The organism is Gemmatimonadaceae bacterium (assembly GCA_016720905.1).
In the GTDB taxonomy this organism is placed as follows: domain Bacteria; phylum Gemmatimonadota; class Gemmatimonadetes; order Gemmatimonadales; family Gemmatimonadaceae; genus Gemmatimonas.
In genome coordinates this window covers 22196-38215 of sequence record JADKJT010000012.1, presented here as the reverse complement: position 1 = coordinate 38215, position 16020 = coordinate 22196, and the positions used below count along the sequence as shown (strand labels likewise).

At 64.0% G+C, this 16020-nt stretch carries 16 protein-coding genes and 1 pseudogene; 7 read left to right on the top strand and 10 right to left on the bottom strand.

Features of this window, described 5'->3' with window-relative positions; translation table 11 throughout:
- Nucleotides 1-3: 3 nt before the first annotated feature.
- Both IPP90_11545 and IPP90_11540 read right to left on the bottom strand, forming a co-directional pair.
- Complete coding sequence (locus IPP90_11545; GenBank protein ID MBL0171346.1) at nt 4-1152, bottom strand: S9 family peptidase; 1149 nt, start codon at nt 1150-1152, stop codon at nt 4-6.
- Between the two features lie 75 nt (nt 1153-1227).
- On the bottom strand, nt 1228-1701 hold the full coding sequence (locus IPP90_11540; protein ID MBL0171345.1) for a tRNA (cytidine(34)-2'-O)-methyltransferase: 474 nt from the start codon (nt 1699-1701) through the stop codon (nt 1228-1230).
- Nucleotides 1702-1825: 124 nt separating this feature from the next.
- On the opposite strand from IPP90_11540, the gene IPP90_11535 reads away from it, so the two are divergent.
- The 4 genes and pseudogenes from IPP90_11535 (at nt 1826) to IPP90_11520 (ending at nt 6434) form a co-directional block, all read left to right on the top strand.
- Nucleotides 1826-2794 carry an MBL fold metallo-hydrolase gene (locus tag IPP90_11535; protein ID MBL0171344.1) on the top strand — a complete coding sequence of 323 codons (969 nt, stop codon included), beginning with the start codon at nt 1826-1828 and terminating at the stop codon, nt 2792-2794.
- Between the two features lie 119 nt (nt 2795-2913).
- Nucleotides 2914-3305: pseudogene (locus IPP90_11530) on the top strand (RidA family protein).
- 60 nt (nt 3306-3365) lie between these two features.
- Nucleotides 3366-5027 (top strand): FAD-dependent oxidoreductase, encoded by a 1662-nt coding sequence (locus IPP90_11525; GenBank protein ID MBL0171343.1) that lies wholly within the window; start codon nt 3366-3368, stop codon nt 5025-5027.
- A gap of 3 nt (nt 5028-5030) precedes the next feature.
- Nucleotides 5031-6434: a hypothetical protein gene (locus tag IPP90_11520; protein ID MBL0171342.1), complete on the top strand. Its 1404-nt coding sequence runs from the start codon at nt 5031-5033 to the stop codon at nt 6432-6434.
- Between the two features lie 30 nt (nt 6435-6464).
- Here the strand turns inward: IPP90_11520 and IPP90_11515 are convergent, their stop codons facing one another.
- A complete protein-coding gene (locus IPP90_11515) occupies nt 6465-8699 on the bottom strand; it encodes a hypothetical protein (protein ID MBL0171341.1) in 2235 nt (744 codons plus the stop codon).
- Between the two features lie 186 nt (nt 8700-8885).
- Between IPP90_11515 and IPP90_11510 the strand changes: the two genes are divergently transcribed.
- Nucleotides 8886-9335: a response regulator transcription factor gene (locus IPP90_11510; GenBank protein MBL0171340.1), complete on the top strand. Its 450-nt coding sequence runs from the start codon at nt 8886-8888 to the stop codon at nt 9333-9335.
- A 113-nt stretch (nt 9336-9448) separates the two neighbouring features.
- Entirely contained in the window at nt 9449-9988 is a 540-nt protein-coding gene (locus IPP90_11505; GenBank protein MBL0171339.1) for a DUF4199 domain-containing protein, read from the top strand.
- A 23-nt stretch (nt 9989-10011) separates the two neighbouring features.
- Here IPP90_11505 and IPP90_11500 read toward each other — a convergent pair whose 3' ends face one another.
- The 7 genes from IPP90_11500 to IPP90_11470 form a co-directional block, all read right to left on the bottom strand.
- Complete coding sequence (locus IPP90_11500) at nt 10012-11115, bottom strand: hypothetical protein (GenBank protein MBL0171338.1); 1104 nt, start codon at nt 11113-11115, stop codon at nt 10012-10014.
- A 139-nt stretch (nt 11116-11254) separates the two neighbouring features.
- The gene (locus tag IPP90_11495; protein MBL0171337.1) at nt 11255-11983 is read right to left on the bottom strand and encodes a hypothetical protein; all 729 of its coding nucleotides are present in this window, start codon (nt 11981-11983) and stop codon (nt 11255-11257) included.
- Nucleotides 11983-12198 carry a hypothetical protein gene (locus IPP90_11490; protein MBL0171336.1) on the bottom strand — a complete coding sequence of 72 codons (216 nt, stop codon included), beginning with the start codon at nt 12196-12198 and terminating at the stop codon, nt 11983-11985. Before IPP90_11490 ends, IPP90_11495 begins: the two co-directional genes overlap by 1 nt.
- Before the next feature lie 5 nt (nt 12199-12203).
- Nucleotides 12204-13808, bottom strand: a complete 1605-nt coding sequence (locus tag IPP90_11485; GenBank protein ID MBL0171335.1) for a hypothetical protein — start codon at nt 13806-13808, stop codon at nt 12204-12206.
- A gap of 55 nt (nt 13809-13863) precedes the next feature.
- Nucleotides 13864-14082, bottom strand: a complete 219-nt coding sequence (locus IPP90_11480) for a hypothetical protein (GenBank protein MBL0171334.1) — start codon at nt 14080-14082, stop codon at nt 13864-13866.
- Between the two features lie 120 nt (nt 14083-14202).
- Nucleotides 14203-14793, bottom strand: coding sequence for a TetR family transcriptional regulator C-terminal domain-containing protein (locus IPP90_11475; GenBank protein MBL0171333.1), 591 nt, complete (start codon nt 14791-14793; stop codon nt 14203-14205).
- Nucleotides 14790-15176: a cupin domain-containing protein gene (locus IPP90_11470; protein ID MBL0171332.1), complete on the bottom strand. Its 387-nt coding sequence runs from the start codon at nt 15174-15176 to the stop codon at nt 14790-14792. The genes IPP90_11475 and IPP90_11470 overlap by 4 nt, the downstream gene beginning before the upstream one ends.
- A 320-nt stretch (nt 15177-15496) precedes the next feature.
- Here IPP90_11470 and IPP90_11465 point away from each other — a divergent pair, with 320 nt between their 5' ends.
- Nucleotides 15497-15904: a VOC family protein gene (locus IPP90_11465; protein MBL0171331.1), complete on the top strand. Its 408-nt coding sequence runs from the start codon at nt 15497-15499 to the stop codon at nt 15902-15904.
- The last annotated feature ends 116 nt before the right edge of the window (nt 15905-16020 follow it).

Here is a 16020-nt window from a genome sequence, read left to right as displayed (position 1 = left end):
ACCTTACTGTGGCGGCGGCACGCGAGGACTCGCGACGCGCGGGTCCTTCTTCCACTCCTGATTGTCTTTTCGAATCTCGCTGAGTGGCCGCAGGTTCCACTCGAAGAACGTCCACGTCCGGTTCCACGAGTCAATCTGCTCCGGTGAATCGTCGCGCGCCGTGCTGGTGGCATTCACGCGCCGGCTGAATGTGTGTCCGCACCCCCCGGCGCCCTGCGGCGGATTGATGTAGATCTTGGTTTCCGCCAGATCAGGCTTGAGCGCGCGCAGGGTGTACACGAACTGCTGATCCTCGCGGAAGAACACATCGCAATCGTTGGTGGCCACGTGCACCAGCATCGGCACCTTCAGGTTCTCCGCCTGGAATACCGGCGACCGCTTGATGTACTCCTCGACGTTTTCGAAGGGCAACCCCTGAATGCCCTCTTCGGCAGCGTAGTCGCGCGCATACGACGGGCCGTGGTCCGACAACCGGAAGATGAGATTCGTCACCGGCACAATCGCGGCACCGGCCCGGAACGGTTGTCCGTCGCGGAAGAGATTGTGCGCCGTGATGAAACCGCCGTGACTCCATCCCATCATCCCCAGACGATCCATGTCGACGTAACTCACCGTCTTCAGGTAGTCCACCGCCGACAGGGCGTCGTCCACTTCCATCCCGCCGTAGTCGATCTTCTTGTGAAAGACGTCGCCGTACCCGGTGCTGCCGCGGTAGTTCGGTGTGATCACCACATAGCCACGGTCCACGGCATCCTTCACGAAGGGCCACATCGACAGCCCCCAGTTGGAATGCACGCCGCCGTGCACCCAGACCAGCGCCGCGTGTCCCGTGGATTTCCTGACCAGTGGCGAGAACAGGTATGCGGGAATCTCCAGACCATCCACGCGACTCTTGTAGGTCACTTTCCGGAATTCCATCACGCCCTTGGCACGCGCTTCGTAGGCACTGTCGGTCTGCACGCGCTGGCGAATATTGGCGTCGCAATTCGTGCCGCACCCGGCGAGATCGGCCGGAGACTTGCTCACGAACAGCGCGCGGGCGCGGGCGGTGTCGGTGATGACCACCGGGCGCCGTCCGCCGCGGGCCGCGGCGGTATCTTGTGCCGTCAGGGGCGCCGCGACCAACAGGGCAGCGATGACCAGGCGTTTCATGCGTGTCCTCACGTCAGGTGGTGGTGAATCGCAATGGTATCAGGTCGGCGGGTTGTCGGCTAGGCTCGCGCGGCCTCATCCGGCGCCGCTGCGCCGCTGCCGCAACACCTCGTACACCGCGATCGCCACGCTCGACGACAGGTTGAGGGAGCGTACCCGGGGAGACGCAATGGGCAAACCCACGAATCGATCGCGATACCGTTCGTGCGGATCGGCGGGCAGTCCACCGGTCTCGCGCCCGAAAATGAGCACGACCCCGGATGCCGACGCGAGTGGGGCGTCCCACAGCAGCCGCGTGGCCTTGGTGGAGAGAAAGTACGGTTCACCCAGCGACGGCAACGCGCGCTCGAACGAGTCCCAGTCGGGCCACACCCGGATCTCCACGTGCTCCCAGTAGTCAAGGCCCGCGCGCTTCACCTCGCGTTCGTCGAGCGAAAAGCCCAATGGCTCGATCAGATGCAAGGTGGCCCCGGCAGCGAGGCAGGTGCGCCCCGCATTCCCGGTGTTCCAGTGGATCTCAGGGTGCACCAGCACGACGTGGAGGGACAACGATCACCGATCCGGGAGAGCAGAGTGTGCGTCCATCATTTGATAAACTCGCGCGCCGAGCGCATTTTGTCGACGTTCTTCGAGGGCGGTGACTGCCGTCTGACGGTTTCCTACTGGAGTGCCTATGTCGCGTCGTATCACGTTGAGTCACCTGCTCGTGGTCCCGTTCCTGTTGGGCGCGCCGGCCGCCGCACAGCCCGCGCGATCGACCCCAGCGCCCGCTCAGGCGGCGCTGCGCAAGGGTGAGATTCGCCTGACGTACCTGGGGAACGCCGGGTTCGAGATCACCGACGGCAACAAGGTGATTCTGGTGGACCCGTTCCTCACCCAGTTCGCGCGGTGGACGCCCACCGGTCCGGCGCCGGAGGTGGGGCCCAATGCGTTCTATCCGCCGGACACGGTGCTGATCAACCAGCACGTGAAGAAGGCGGACTATATCCTGATCACGCACGGCCACCCCGATCATGCGCTCGATGCGGGATATATCTCGCGCAAGACGGGCGCCATCATCATCGGGCACGAAACGGCGGCCAATCTGGCGCGCGCCTATGACGTGCCCGATACCTCGCTCATCACGGTGATTGGCGGCGAAGACTACGAATTCGGTGACTTCTCATTGCGCGTGATTCCCAACATTCACAGCGCACTCGATCACAAGCAGTACTACAACAATGGCCGCGGCATCGTCGGCACCGCGCCACGAGGACTGCGCGCGCCGTTACGTCGCAAGGACTACGTGGAGGGTGGAAACATCGCGTATCTGCTGCGTATGGCCGGTCATGAAGTGCTCATCATGGGTTCCATGAATTACATCGAGCGCGAGATGGAGGGGCTGCGGCCGGACATCGCGTTGGTTGGCGCGAACAGCCAGCGACTCGAGATTCATGATTTCACCGGGCGCCTGATGCGCGCACTCGGCAAGCCGGCGCTCGTCATCGCCTCGCACGCAGACGCCTACGGCAATCCCAACCCCGCGCCGGCGGCACTGGCTGACCGGAAGCGCTTCCAGCAGGAGGTTGCCGCTGCGTCGCCGACCAGCCGGTACATCTTCCCGACGTGGTTTGAACCGATCATCGTGCCGGGGCGCAAGTGAACCACCACACCGCCCACCGGCTTTTCACGCCCCCTCACGCCCGGTATTCCGCTTTCATGCGCCTCAATCGTTTTGCGACGTTCGTCGCTACGCTGTCGCTGGCCGCCTGCGCGCCCGCCATGCACCGTCAGGTGGTGAATCCTCCCGGCATCTCGCCGCTGGTGCCGGCGTACTCCGTCGCGATTCGCGACGGCGGCCAGGTATTCGTGTCGGGCATGACCGGGATCAAGCCCGGCACTCAGGACATCATCGATGGCGGGGTGGCCGTGCAAACGCGTCAGACCATGGAAAACATCCGCACGTCGTTGATGGCCGCGGGCGCGACGATGGCCGATGTCGCGGAGTGCACGGTGTTTCTCGTGGACATGGCCGACTACGCCGCGATGAACGGCGCCTACATCGAGTTTTTCGCGTCGATCCTCCGGCGCGCGCCACGCTGGCCGTCAGTGCGCTGCCACGACCGGCCGCGCGCGTTGAAATCAAGTGCAGCGCGGTGATACATCGTCGCTGACCGCCTGCGGGCCCTCACCGTTGCTCTCTCTTGACCGGCGTCAAACTCATGGAACCGCGCGTGACCAAACCTGTCATCCTTTCCGTCGACGATGATCCGTCGGTCCTGGCGGCGATTGAGCGCGACCTGCGACATCGCTATCGCGCCGACTACCGCATCATGAAAGCCGGATCGCCGGCGGAAGGACTTGAGGCGGCCCGTGAACTCGCCGCGCGCAACACCCCGGTGGCGCTCTTTCTGGTGGACCAGCGCATGCCCGGCATGTCAGGCATCGAGCTGCTGCGCGAGGTGATGAAGCTGCACCCGACCGCTCGTCGCGTGCTGCTCACCGCGTACGCGGACACCGAGGTGGCAATTGCCGGCATCAATGACATTGCGCTCGATCACTACCTCATGAAGCCGTGGGATCCGCCGGAGCACCGTTTGTATCCCGTGCTTGATGATCTCCTCGCCGAGTGGCGCGCGCGTGTGATTCCGTCGTTCGAAGGCATCCGTCTGCTGGGTTCGCAGTGGTCGCCGCAGTCATTCACGGCCAAGGAATTTCTCTCGCGCAACCGCGTGCCGTACGAATGGGTTGACCTCGATCAGGACGCCACGGCGCGCGCGCTGGCCGAATCCATCGCCGGTGATCTGACCCGCTTGCCGGTGGTGCTGTTCCCGGATGGAACGCATCTCATTGCGCCGTCCCAGGTGGACCTGGCGACAAAGGCCGGTATGCAGACGCACGCCAATCGCCCGTTCTACGACGTGGTCATCGTCGGCGGAGGGCCGGCTGGCTTGGCGCACGCGGTGTATGCCGCATCGGAAGGGCTGCGCACGGTGATTGTCGAAGCGGAGGCGCCAGGCGGTCAGGCGGGCACCAGCTCAATGATCGAGAACTATCTGGGTTTCCCTGCCGGAGTCACCGGCGCGGACCTCGCACAGCGCGCCAGTTCACAGGCCCGACGCTTCGGCGCAGAAGTGCTCACCGGGCAGGAGGTGGTTGGCCTTCGTCGCGACGACCCCTATCGGGTGGTGGTGCTCGCCGATGGCACGGAACTCACCACCTACACGGTGATCATCACCACCGGCATGAGCGCGAAGATGTTGACTGTTCCTGGCCTCGAGTCGCTGCAAGGCGTTGGGGTGTATTATGGCGCGGCCATGACGGAAGCCGCGCGCTACCGCGACCGTGACATCTGCGTGATTGGAGGAGCCAATTCGGCGGGTCAGGGTGCGCTGTTCTTCTCGCGATACGCGCGCAAGGTCACCATGATCATCCGCGCCCCCGATCTCGCGCCGGTGATGTCCAATTACCTCGTGGAGCGTATCCGTGCGACACCGAACATCGACGTGGTGGCCGAAGTGGAGGTGGACGGCGTGCAGGGCGACACCGAGCTCAAGGCCGTCGTCCTGAAAAGCGTCAAGACCAATGAACTTCGCACGATACCGCTCTCGGCCATGTTCATCTTCATCGGTGTACAACCACACACGGATGCCTTTGTCGATGTGCTGGAATGTGACGATGCGGGATTCGTGATCACGGGCACCGACTTGCCGATGGAGCATGGCAGGCCGCGCGGATGGCCACTGGCCCGCACGCCGTACGCATTCGAGACGAGCATCCCGGGCGTGTTCGCCGCAGGCGACGTGCGCTCGGGGGCCAATCGACGCGTGGCTGCGGCGGTGGGCGAAGGTTCCGCCGCCGTCTATTCCGTGCATCGCTACCTGCGGACGGTCTAGTCGATGTTCACGGAGGCAGAGAAAGCGGACCTGATGACTCGGCTGGCGCAACACCGGGCCTTGGGCGCAGCGCCTGCCAGCGAGCATGCCTGGCTGATTGCGCATGCGACGATACGCCGTCTTGCCGTCGGCGAAGCGTTCTTGAAGCGTGGTGTCGGTGCGCAATCGCTGAATGTCGTGCTCACCGGACACCTCGCCATTCGCGTGGATCGCGGTGCCGGGTCTCACAAGATCATCGAGTGGGGAGCCGGAGACGTCAGCGGGCTGCTGCCGTTTTCACGAGGCACCAACCCGCCCGGCGATGTAGTGGCGGAGGAAGCGACGGAGCAGCTGGAAGTAGCGCGTGAACATTTCCCCGAGATGATTCGCGAGTGCCCCGCCATGACGGCGGTCATGGTGCATGCCATGCTCGATCGCGCGCGGCAATTCACCTCCAGCGATCTGCGTGACGAAAAGCTGGTGTCGCTGGGCAAGCTCGCGGCCGGTCTCGCGCACGAGTTGAACAATCCGGCGTCGGCGGTGGTGCGTGGCGCAAAACTGCTCACGGAAAGCCTTGACGCCTCGGAGACAGCGGCGCGACAGCTTGGCGCGGCGCGCCTGTCCAACGAGCAATTGGCGACCATCGACGAGATTCGCGCCATGTGCCTGCGATCGGCGCCCACCGCCATGCGTTCCACGATGGGCCGGTCTGATCGCGAGGACGAGTTCGCGGATTGGTTGGCCGACCACGATGCGGATGAACGCTGCGCGAGTGTGCTGGCCGAGACCGGCGTGACCATCGATGCAATCGACACATTGGCGGCGACGGTCGACCCCGGCGTGCTCAATGCAGCGCTCAAGTGGATGGCCGCTGGCTGCAGCGTGCGCACATTGGCCGGCGATATCGAAGCGGCGGCGACGCGCATTCACGACCTGGTGGGATCCGTGAAGGGCTTCACCTACATGGATCATGCGCCCACGCCCGAGCCGGTGGATATTCGTCAGGGTATCGCGGATACCCTCATCATGCTGGGTGCGAAGACCCGCACGAAGAACGCCCAGATTGCGCTATCGCTTCCCGATGACCTGCCGCGCGCCTACGCGGTAGGCGCAGAGCTCAACCAGGTGTGGATGAACCTGATTGAGAATGCGCTGGACGCCGTGGCGGCCAGCGGTCATGTGGCGGTGACGGCCGAACGCGATCTGGATTGGGTCGTGGTACGCGTTGTCGACGACGGCCCGGGTATTCCGGCCGACATCGTCGGACGAATCTTTGATCCGTTCTTCACCACCAAGGGAGTGGGGAAGGGGACCGGGCTGGGCCTTGATATCGTGCGTCGGCTGCTGAAGAAACAGGAAGGTGAGATTGCGGTGGACTCCGCGCCGGGGCGAACTGTGTTTCAAGTGCGATTGCCGAGGGCGCCGTAATCGCCCCCTCGGCACGTCCGCCGCACCGTCTTACGGCACCGGTCCAAATCGTGACCAGCTTCTGGTGATCACGCCATCCGCGAGTGGCGCGCTGATACCGCCGGCGGCGCTCCATCCGCTGGCCGTGACCAGATAGTTGGCGGGGAGATTCGTGCGTGGTTCCCACAGCGCATCGAAACCCGAGGCATTGGTGAAGTTCGGGGCCGTGAGGCTGGCATTCGTGCCCCGATTGCCTGTGGTGATGGGCGTCATGGCTTCGGTGGCCGTGATCACGAATTCACGACGGGTGTTCCCGGACTGCTGGAACCATCCGGCGGTGAACAGTCGCAGGTAGTCGTTGTTGAAGGGAATCAACGACTGATATCGTGCACGATTGTTGGTGTTATCGAGCACAAAGACGAACGGCTCGCCAAGGGCCGCGCCAAGGGTGACGGCCGTGGCCGCTGGTGACGACAGGGTGTGCGTGACGCTACGCGTGGTGGTGTATCCGCCACCGGTGAGCGTGGCGGACGCTTGCACGGTGTGAAAGTCTCCCGTTTGCAGTTGTGACGCTGCAAGATGTCGATACGGCCCGCTGTTGCCGCTGCTGATCAGCGCCGATCCCAGGGAAATCGAAGCACCATTGGCGGTACGCAGGGACGCCGACGCCAGCAATTGCTCACCGCCCACGGCGCCCTGAATGGTGAGCGTCTTGCTTTCGGGCACGCTGGCATTGGCCAGGTCGATGGTGCCCACCGAACCACCGTTGGCCGGATTGACCGCGCGTTGCACGAACACGCGATTCACCACCAGGGCGCTGGACTCAATGGATGAACGCGTCGCGAGCAGATCCATCGCGCCGTCAGGCAATGCGGTGAAGCTGAAGTTCGCTGTGGCGAAGGTGGGCGCTGCGGTGGGCGCGCGCGGTCCGAGAATGACCTGCGCCACATCGGCCACACCAATGCCCGTGGCCGTGCCAGTGGCGGTGCGATTGGATGGCGACGGGCACTGCGATGCGGTCAGGACCGCCAACTCGTCGCGCAAACCGGCAAACACGGTGATGCGGAAGTCGTCGGCACCACGCTGGTTGACCCAGGCGACGGAACCCTGCGTGCCAAGATCGTACGAGAACGTGTTGTTGGCACCGATGACCACACGCACCCACGAGTTGCCCACGCTGTATCCCAACCAGATGGGAATGTCTTCGGCCGCGCCACAGAAACGGATGGAGAAATTGCCGCCGGTGCCAACCGCCGTGATGATCAGGGTCATGCTGACCGACGCCGTGGGCACGCCGGGCGTCGACGCAGACACCGTGAGTGGGTAGCTCCCGGGCACGACCGCAGCGCCTACGGTGAAGTTGAGTGTGGTGCTGTTTGACGCGGTGGGGTTGTTCTCGAACGTACCCGTCACGCCCGCCGGCAGTCCGACCACGGCCAGCGTAACCGCCGTGGTGAAATTCGTGCGGGCGATAGTGACCGACGTCAGTCCGCTGCCATTCTGCGGCGTGGAGACGGTCGGGCGACTGACGCTCACGGTCATCGACGCCGTGCCCACCACCGTGAACGGCACGGACAACGTCGCCGCGGTAATGCCGGTGCCAGTGCCGCGCAGTTCGGCGGTATACGAACCAGCTACCGCGTTGGCGGCGTACGTGAGGGTCACGACAACCGAGTTGCCGGTGGTGGGCGACGGGGCAAAGGTGGCCGTCACGCCGGCCGGCAGGCTGGACGCGAGTTCAAGCGTCACGGCCCCCAGATACTCGATGCGATTGAGAATGACTGTGAAGTTGATGGCCGGTCCGCCGGCATTCCCGGTGATGGCGCCGGTATTGGCGCGCGTCATCGTCACGGAAGCGGGTCGTGTGACCACCACCAGCGTCAACGTCGTCGTTTGTGTCGCCGGCCCCGATGCGGTACCACGAATGGTGAGCGGATAGGAGCCCGCCGGTACCGTCAATGCCACGTCGATGGTGAGCGACGCGGTGGTGCTGCCACTGGCTACCGAGATCGTGGCCGGCGTCACCGTCACGCCGGAGGGCGCTCCTTCCACGGCGAGCGAAACGGCGCCCGTGAAGCCACCCGAGCGAGCGACGGTGACCGTGGCGCTGCCACTGGCCGATTGCGCGATTGCCGCCGGCGTAGTGCCACCAACACTGAGCGAGAATGCCGGCGTGGGCGCCGGAGTGGTGGGCGCATCACTCCCCCCGCCACCGCAGGCCGACAGGACCACCACACCCAGCAGCAGCGACACACGGAACCTGGCCGGCAATACGCGCACAGTCACGATAGCCTCGATGAAGTAGGGGCTCTTCTCGGATACGGCGTCAATTTGCAGCCAAGGTGGACAGGTGTCGAGCACAGCCAAGGCTGCCCGCGGTCTTTGGCTCGGCTGGTCCGCCTTGCACGAGCGCCGGGGCCGTGACATTCTCCGCCGACCAAAATGGATAGCCCTTCTTTCGGCAACCGCGGCATGAAGCGATATGTCCTCCTGTATGGCATGCTTGGCGGCCTGCTGGTCGTCCTGCTGCGCTACATCGAGTATCGCTACATCGTCATCGAACATTCCATTGAGATCTACGGCGGCTTGATCGCCGTCGTGTTCGTATTGCTGGGGCTGGCCCTCGGCACGCGGATCACCGGCCGCCCAAGGTCGGTGGCGCAACCTCAGCCCGTCGCGCCGGTCCCGATGTCCGATGTCCCTCCCGACGGAGCGGCGCGCGAGGCGCACCGCATTACCAAGCGCGAACTCGAGATTCTCGCGCTGATCGCGGCCGGCCTGACGAACCGCGAAATCGCCGATCGCCTCTTCGTCAGCGAAAACACCGTCAAGACCCACTCCAGCCGGTTGTTCGAAAAGCTGAGTGTCAATCGACGCACGCAGGCGGTGCAGGTGGGTCAACGCCTGGGACTCATCCCGTAGGGTCACCCGTTCGCATGATTTTCGTGCATTTCGGTCAAAATCACCCGATCGGGTGACGGAATTCCCGGACGTGTGGCGCTAGTCTCGCGCCACCCCTTCACTCGGAGTCCATCATGAAGAAGACAGTCTGGACGTACGGCCTGATCGCTGGCGGAATATTCGCGGTCCTGATGCTCACCACTGCCGTCTTCCAGGATCGCATCGGCTTTGAAGCCGGCGAGATCCTGGGCTTCACCACCATGATCGCCGCCTTCCTCATGGTGTTCTTTGGCATTCGGTCGTATCGCGATCAGGTCCTGGACGGCACCATCGCCTTCGGCCGGGCGTTCAAGGTGGGCCTGCTCATCACCCTCATTGCCTGTGTCTGTTACGTGGCCACCTGGGAGGTGGTGTACTACAACTTCATGCCGGACTTCGCCGAGAAGTACGCGGCGCAGGTGGTGGACAAGGCGAAGGCGTCGGGCAAATCCGACGCCGAAATTGCCGAACAGACCCGCAAGATGGAAACGTTCAAGGAGCAGTACAAGAATCCGCTCGTGAACATCTCGTACACGTTTGTTGAGGTCTTTCCGGTGGGTCTGGTGGTGGTGCTGGTCAGCGCGGGGATTCTGTCACGCCGCAAGCGCGTTCTCACGGGGCGTGTCGTGGCATAGCGCCGCTTGATGCGCGTTGTTGCTCACGGGCGATACAGCCAGGCCGACGCCTGAGGCCCCCGATCTGATCCGTACCCGCCCGTGATCAGCACCTGGCCGGTTCCCAGTGGTGCCACTGCCGAGAACTGGCCAGTGAGTTTCGCGTCGCCTGGCACTGCGGCAAACGTGCGACTGCGCGGATCGAATGTCTCCGCATGCGACGCACCGCCGGCCAGCAGCACCAGGCCGTTGGGCAGCAGTACCGAGCTCCCGTTGTGCTTGTACCGTCCGCGAGTCATCAGCGGACCCGCGGCAAACGATCCGGTGGTCGCGTCGAACAACTCAGTGGAGTTGTAGACGCCGTCGCTGTCACGTTCATCGGAGCCGCCGGTAATCAGCACGCGACCATCACGCAACATGACGGCGTCGTGCTTGTGACGGCGCACCCGCATGTCTCCCACGGCGCTGAACGTTCCCGAAGCGGGGTTGTACGTTTCCGCCGACGCATACAAGATGATGTCGGCACGGCGGCCCCGGTGGCCACCGGCAATCAGCACACGACCGTCCTGCAGGCGCACCGCGATGTGGCTCTCGCGGGCCACCGTCAGAGATCCTGTTGGTGAGAAGCGTCCGGTGGCCGGATCGTACAGCTCGGCGCTGGACAGGAACGTCCACGACGGTCCCACACCACCCGCAATGAGCACCTTGCCGTTGCCAAGCAGTACGGCCACATGGCCGGCCCGCGCCGCCACGAGCGACCCCGTGGGCGCGAACGTGTTGGTCGTTGGATCAAACAGTTCGGCCGCGCCGGTGGTGCCCGACCCCGACGCGTAGCCACCGACAATCAACACCTTGCCGTTGGGTAACACGGTGGCGGTATGGCTGTGGCGTACCGTGAGCATGCGTGGCAAGCGCGTGAAGCGACTGGTGGCAGGGTCGAACAACTCGGCGCTGCGTGCGGCGTCGGCTTCATCGGTGAACCCACCGGCCACCAGCACACGACCGTCCCGCAGTGTGGTGGCCGTGTGCGCCATTCGCACCGCGCTCATGGTTGCGGTGGGTACAACGTCGCCCGATGGCGCGGCACTCAGGAGGGTCAGCGACAGCAGGCCAACCGACAGGCGTCGGGCGTATGGAGCGATGGGCATGGGCAGAGTCTGGAGACAGCAAGGTGGTTGGGTGGAACACGTATCGCTTTGATGCCGCCCGCCTGTGGATTGTTTATCGCGCCGCGCTGGCGCTTGCGGACGCGATCCGCAAAGGAGACGGGTGTTGTTGGGTGTGGCGTCAGCTACACGGCGGATCGGCCGGCGTTGCCGGATGTCCCTGCACGGCTACGTCCGCGACGCCAAAAACCAGCGTGTCCTCGATGGACCGCGCGGTCACGATGAGGTTCCCGCTGCGGGATCGACAGCGGTATCGCACGGTGCCGGTCGCGGCATCAAAGTCGACGGAACCGGTGTCGCCCGATATGCGCCAGAGGACATCGCGCGACAAACCCACGTTGGCATCCACATACGCCGTGAATGTACCAACGCCTTGCCACGGCGGACGATCGAGCAGAATGTGCGGTGGCAGCAAAGAGACCGATCGCACCGGTGGCGCACCGGCTGCCAAGGTGAGCACCACCGGCACCGTGATCGTCACGGGCTCTTCCTCGTGACCGGTGACGCATCCGCCGCCCGGCGCGCGCACGCCCCGCACCCAGCGTTCGTTGTAGTGTGACTTCGTAACCTGAATATCATACCGTCGCCCGCCGCGATCCGCCGCCGCGTACACGTTGAGCGGATCATATTGCGTGCCGGCTCGCTCGAGATACGCTCCGTCATGCAGCGTGACCGTCGCACCAATCGCTATCGGATTCCCCTGCTGGTCCCGAATGGTCACATGGACCGCGTGGTAGCCGACGCCGGCGCAGCCGCCGGCCCAGTTGCAGCTCGCGACTGCCAGCGACGACACCAGCAACGCCAGCGCCACAGGCAGCGTTCGCACCCCGGTGCTCTGGAACGGCCGCATCAGGGCGCCGCCAGTCTGATGGACTGTTTCCGACACGTTGGATCGCACGTTGGGCCATTGGGATAGTACAGCGTCACCAGCGGCGTCACGATGTGGCGTGTCGAGCGCGCGCCGATGGTGATCGCAATCGTGACGGGCGATGGATAGAACCCCTGAATGTTTGCCACGTCGCATCGCGCATCAGTGGCGCAGGTGAATCGGGTCATGGTGTGCACGGGCACTATTCCTCCTTGACCGATCTGGCCGCCAGAATGTCCAATCGCATGGACGCTTCACGCCACCGAAAGGCGCGCCAGTCAAAACGAGGAAAGTCACGTCGAATCGACTCGCCCGGCATCGGTGGGACGCCACACGCAAGGGTTGACCAGACCACCAGCACATTGGGTCGCACACCGGCGGCAATCGCGCCAACGGCGCACGATACATCGACCGTGGTCGGAATGCGAAGCCCCTGCGAGCTCGCGGCCATGGTGAGCCGAGGCGCAAACCGGGCACGCGGATCAAAAACGGTTTCCGGGCCAACCACCAGGACGGAATCGACGCCTTGCCGATTCGCCAGGCGCGCGATCAGATCGCCCGTGACCACCTGTGTGGCCTGAATGCGCCGCGCGCTCGATAAGGCATCCGGTATCGCGTACGTCAACACCAGGCACCACGCGACACACGCGCCGACACCAGCGATACGGCCGAGTCGCTCCAACTGGCTGATCGCGACAGCGACCATCGCGGCCTCGCCGAAAAGAAACGGGAGCGCGTACACCATTTGGAAGTGGGGCCAGGGGAGGTACGCCAGGCCGCACGCGAGGGGCAGGATCGCGGCCAAAGACAGCAGCGTGGTTGTATGAGAGCGCTCATCCGACGCGGTCAGTGCGAGCGGCAGACCGGCGAGTAACAGTCCGGCGTACGCCACTCCGACCAGCAGCACTCCAACGTCGCCGGTGGTCGGCACGAATGGCAGCAGCGCGGCCAGCGCTACGCCCAGCCCATCAAGCACCGACGGAGCCGCAGAACCGAACAGCTTTCCGTACGATGCCTTCGGCGCGCTGACAAACGCCCAAATCGACGGGGTGATACTTGCACCCAACACAAGGACCGCCAATCCGACTGTCGTCAGTCTGCCATCGGAAAGGCGCGGTGCACCAAGGCGTCCGGACGGACGCACGGTCAACACCACGAATATCGGAAGCAGGAACGCGACGGCGAGCATCTCCTTGGTCAATACCACGAGGGCGCCCAGCACGGCGATCGACAGGACCGCGCCGAGTCGGTGCCGCGTTTCCTGAATGCGCGTGGCCATGAGCGTGGCGACAAGCACCAGGAGCGTCGCCAGCGGTTCGGCAGAGGATAGTCGAATCCATCCACGCACGGCCGGGGGCGCAATGATGAACACCGTTGCACCGCCCAGAGCGCCCAACGCCGAGATGCCTAGTCGTCGAAGCAGCGCGTACGCGAGCAGCACGATGGTGCTCATGGTGGCAAAGCGCATCAACTGCCAACCGGGTGTCCACCAGCCGAACATCTTCCACTTCAACACCACACTCAGGTACATCATCGGGTTGAAGCGCGCCTCGCGCCAATACGACGACGTGAACGCAGAGAACTGCGCAAGGACCGAGTCGTGGCGCTTCAGAATGAGGATCGACTCCGGGAAATCGATGAAATCGAACGGACGCTGTACCTCAGGCCGATACACCGCCCAGGCGCCGACCAGCAATCCGAGCAGCACAAGCGCGATGCGCCCCGAACGCCCACGAGGCAGTGACCGTCCACGGGGGGCTTCCGAGTGAGCGCGCGCCTCGCGCATTCGTCCCTGGAACATGGGCATGGTGCCCTCCTGTCAGTTGGAACTCACCGATGGTTGTCGTGATCGTGACAGCGCGTCACGGATTCCGGGTGCGGAGCCAGCGCACCAGGTCCTCGGCGGTCTTGGCAGACACTTTCCGGCGGTCACGAATGGCGGCGGCCAGTTCGCGTTCGCGCGGCGTGAGTGGTGATTGGTCCGAATCGTCGAATTGCCGGGGATTGGGCTTGTCCGACAGGGACTCAAATGCGTGGCCGATCAACTCAAGTGCACCGGCGATAATGTCACCGTCAATCATAGGTCAGGGGTATCGCGTGAGGCCGTGGAGTTCGTGCGTCCATGCTTCCAGTATCCGGTAGAGTCGTCCGGCCAACCCGTTGCCGCTACTGCGTCGCGATCCTGTCCATGGTGAGTCGCCTCAGAACGCACGTCCCGCGACCTCAGCCGAACGAAAAAAGAAGTCGAGCATGGCGGTGAGCGAGGACGGCTCACCGCGAAGTCGACTGCGCAGCGCGGCACCTTCCCAGCAATCCACGAGGAGGCTTGCCATTCGCGTGGTGTCCGTGTTCGCCGGAATCTCACCAGCGCGACGCGCCTCCTCGAGACATGCACCGGTCCGCTCGGCGATCTGCGAGAGGCACTGCTCGATACGGACGCGAAAGACCTCGTTGGCTCCCGAGAGCTCCTGCCCGAGGCCGCCGAGCAGGCAGCCCAGGTACCCTTCTCGCTCATAGGCCTGCTGCGTCATCTCGAAGAAAAGGCGCACCCGCGCCAATGGCGGCCGATCAGTCGATCCGAGACAGGCGTCGAGCCCCGCGTGCACCCCCACCATGTACTGGTCGATGACGTGGAGGGCAAAGTCCTCTTTGTCGGCAAAGTGGTGATAGAACGAACCCTTGGGCGCACGCGCGGCCTCCAGCACGGCCTGGATACCCAGGCCGTGGTACCCATGCTCAAGGAGCATGGCGAGGCCAACGTCGAGCAAGCGCTGCTTGGTGGCGTTCGTCAGGTGGAGACCTTCGCAATCATGTGGTCAATTACCTGACTGTGCTCATGTTCCGGGCTGAACATCACGATCTCCGCGTCGGCGTCCACGCGAACGTTGTGTCCGGCCGGCCAATGGAACAAGTCGTTCATGCGCACAGTCTCCTCAACGCCATGCTCGTCAGTGGTGGTGAGCGCTCCCGACAGCACATAACCCCAGTGCGGGCACTGGCAGAGATCATGTTTAAGCCCCTTGAACAGCTCCGTGGTGTCCACGCCCGCCGCGAGCGAGAAGTATTCGGCACTGATCCGGTCGAATCCGCGCACATTGCCAAAATTCTTCTGTTGACGGATCACGACGCCGGGGATTGCCATCCGTACGTCCACCTGCTCTCGGGCTACTCGCATCGCGCACCTTTGGAATGATGAGTACGAAAACAAACTAGACCGTTCGGTCTAGTGGTGAATAGTATGGAGGCGTCGTGGCCCGTCAAGCGTGGAACGCGTCGCCGACGGCGGTGCTCCAGTGCGCTTACCGGACACTTGCCATACGGGAGCGGCTCGATGATGCAAGTGGTGGCCTCTGTGCTGAACGGCGCCGCGACTCCCCATCCCACAAGGTCCTGCTCACGCATGGTGGCAGGCGCTCGTGTTCCCCGGTTATCTTGCCCGCCACCCGTGCTGTTCGATCGTTTGGCGGCACACGCTCACCCTTCCCCGAGATAGCGATGACCAATTCCGCCAAGCTCAACGCGACTACACTGGGCTGCTCAATCACTTGCAAGGATCTCCAGGCCTCCCTCCGCTGGTATAGCGATGCCATCGGTTTTGCCGTGGACCAATCGTTCGAGTACGAAGGCAAGGTTGTCGCCGCCGTCATCAGCGCGGGCGATATCCGCATTGTCCTCAATCAGGACGATGGCAAGCTCGGCTGGGACCGCGTCAAAGGGCAGGGGTTCTACCTGCAGATCAATGTGCCGACGCCCGCCGATGTCGACGCGACCGCCGCTCGGATCACCGCGTCCGGCTGGACGCTCCTCAGTGAGCCGGCCGACCGTCCCTGGGGCGCGCGGATGTTCCAGTTCAACGATCCGGACGGGTTCAAGCTGGGTGTGTCAACGCCGCTCCATGGGTAAGGCGCGCATCGGCTGATTTCCTTCGCCCCCTGGGTCGAACTCCTATTGACGGGGCCCGGGGGCGTCGTATTGATGAAGCAGTAGTCGCAAAACGCGCTCCCGTGATCCGCGGGAGC

Bases quoted from the DNA above. Each gene is read 5' to 3' on its own strand.
- IPP90_11545 (MBL0171346.1), bottom strand. From the start codon at position 1,152: ATGAAACGCCTGGTCATCGCTGCCCTGTTGGTCGCGGCGCCCCTGACG.
- IPP90_11535 (MBL0171344.1), top strand. From the start codon at position 1,826: ATGTCGCGTCGTATCACGTTGAGTCACCTGCTCGTGGTCCCGTTCCTG.
- IPP90_11520 (MBL0171342.1), top strand. From the start codon at position 5,031: ATGTTCACGGAGGCAGAGAAAGCGGACCTGATGACTCGGCTGGCGCAA.
- IPP90_11510 (MBL0171340.1), top strand. From the start codon at position 8,886: ATGAAGCGATATGTCCTCCTGTATGGCATGCTTGGCGGCCTGCTGGTC.
- IPP90_11505 (MBL0171339.1), top strand. From the start codon at position 9,449: ATGAAGAAGACAGTCTGGACGTACGGCCTGATCGCTGGCGGAATATTC.
- IPP90_11500 (MBL0171338.1), bottom strand. From the start codon at position 11,115: ATGCCCATCGCTCCATACGCCCGACGCCTGTCGGTTGGCCTGCTGTCG.
- IPP90_11495 (MBL0171337.1), bottom strand. From the start codon at position 11,983: ATGCGGCCGTTCCAGAGCACCGGGGTGCGAACGCTGCCTGTGGCGCTG.
- IPP90_11485 (MBL0171335.1), bottom strand. From the start codon at position 13,808: ATGCCCATGTTCCAGGGACGAATGCGCGAGGCGCGCGCTCACTCGGAA.
- IPP90_11480 (MBL0171334.1), bottom strand. From the start codon at position 14,082: ATGATTGACGGTGACATTATCGCCGGTGCACTTGAGTTGATCGGCCAC.
- IPP90_11470 (MBL0171332.1), bottom strand. From the start codon at position 15,176: ATGCGAGTAGCCCGAGAGCAGGTGGACGTACGGATGGCAATCCCCGGC.
- IPP90_11465 (MBL0171331.1), top strand. From the start codon at position 15,497: ATGACCAATTCCGCCAAGCTCAACGCGACTACACTGGGCTGCTCAATC.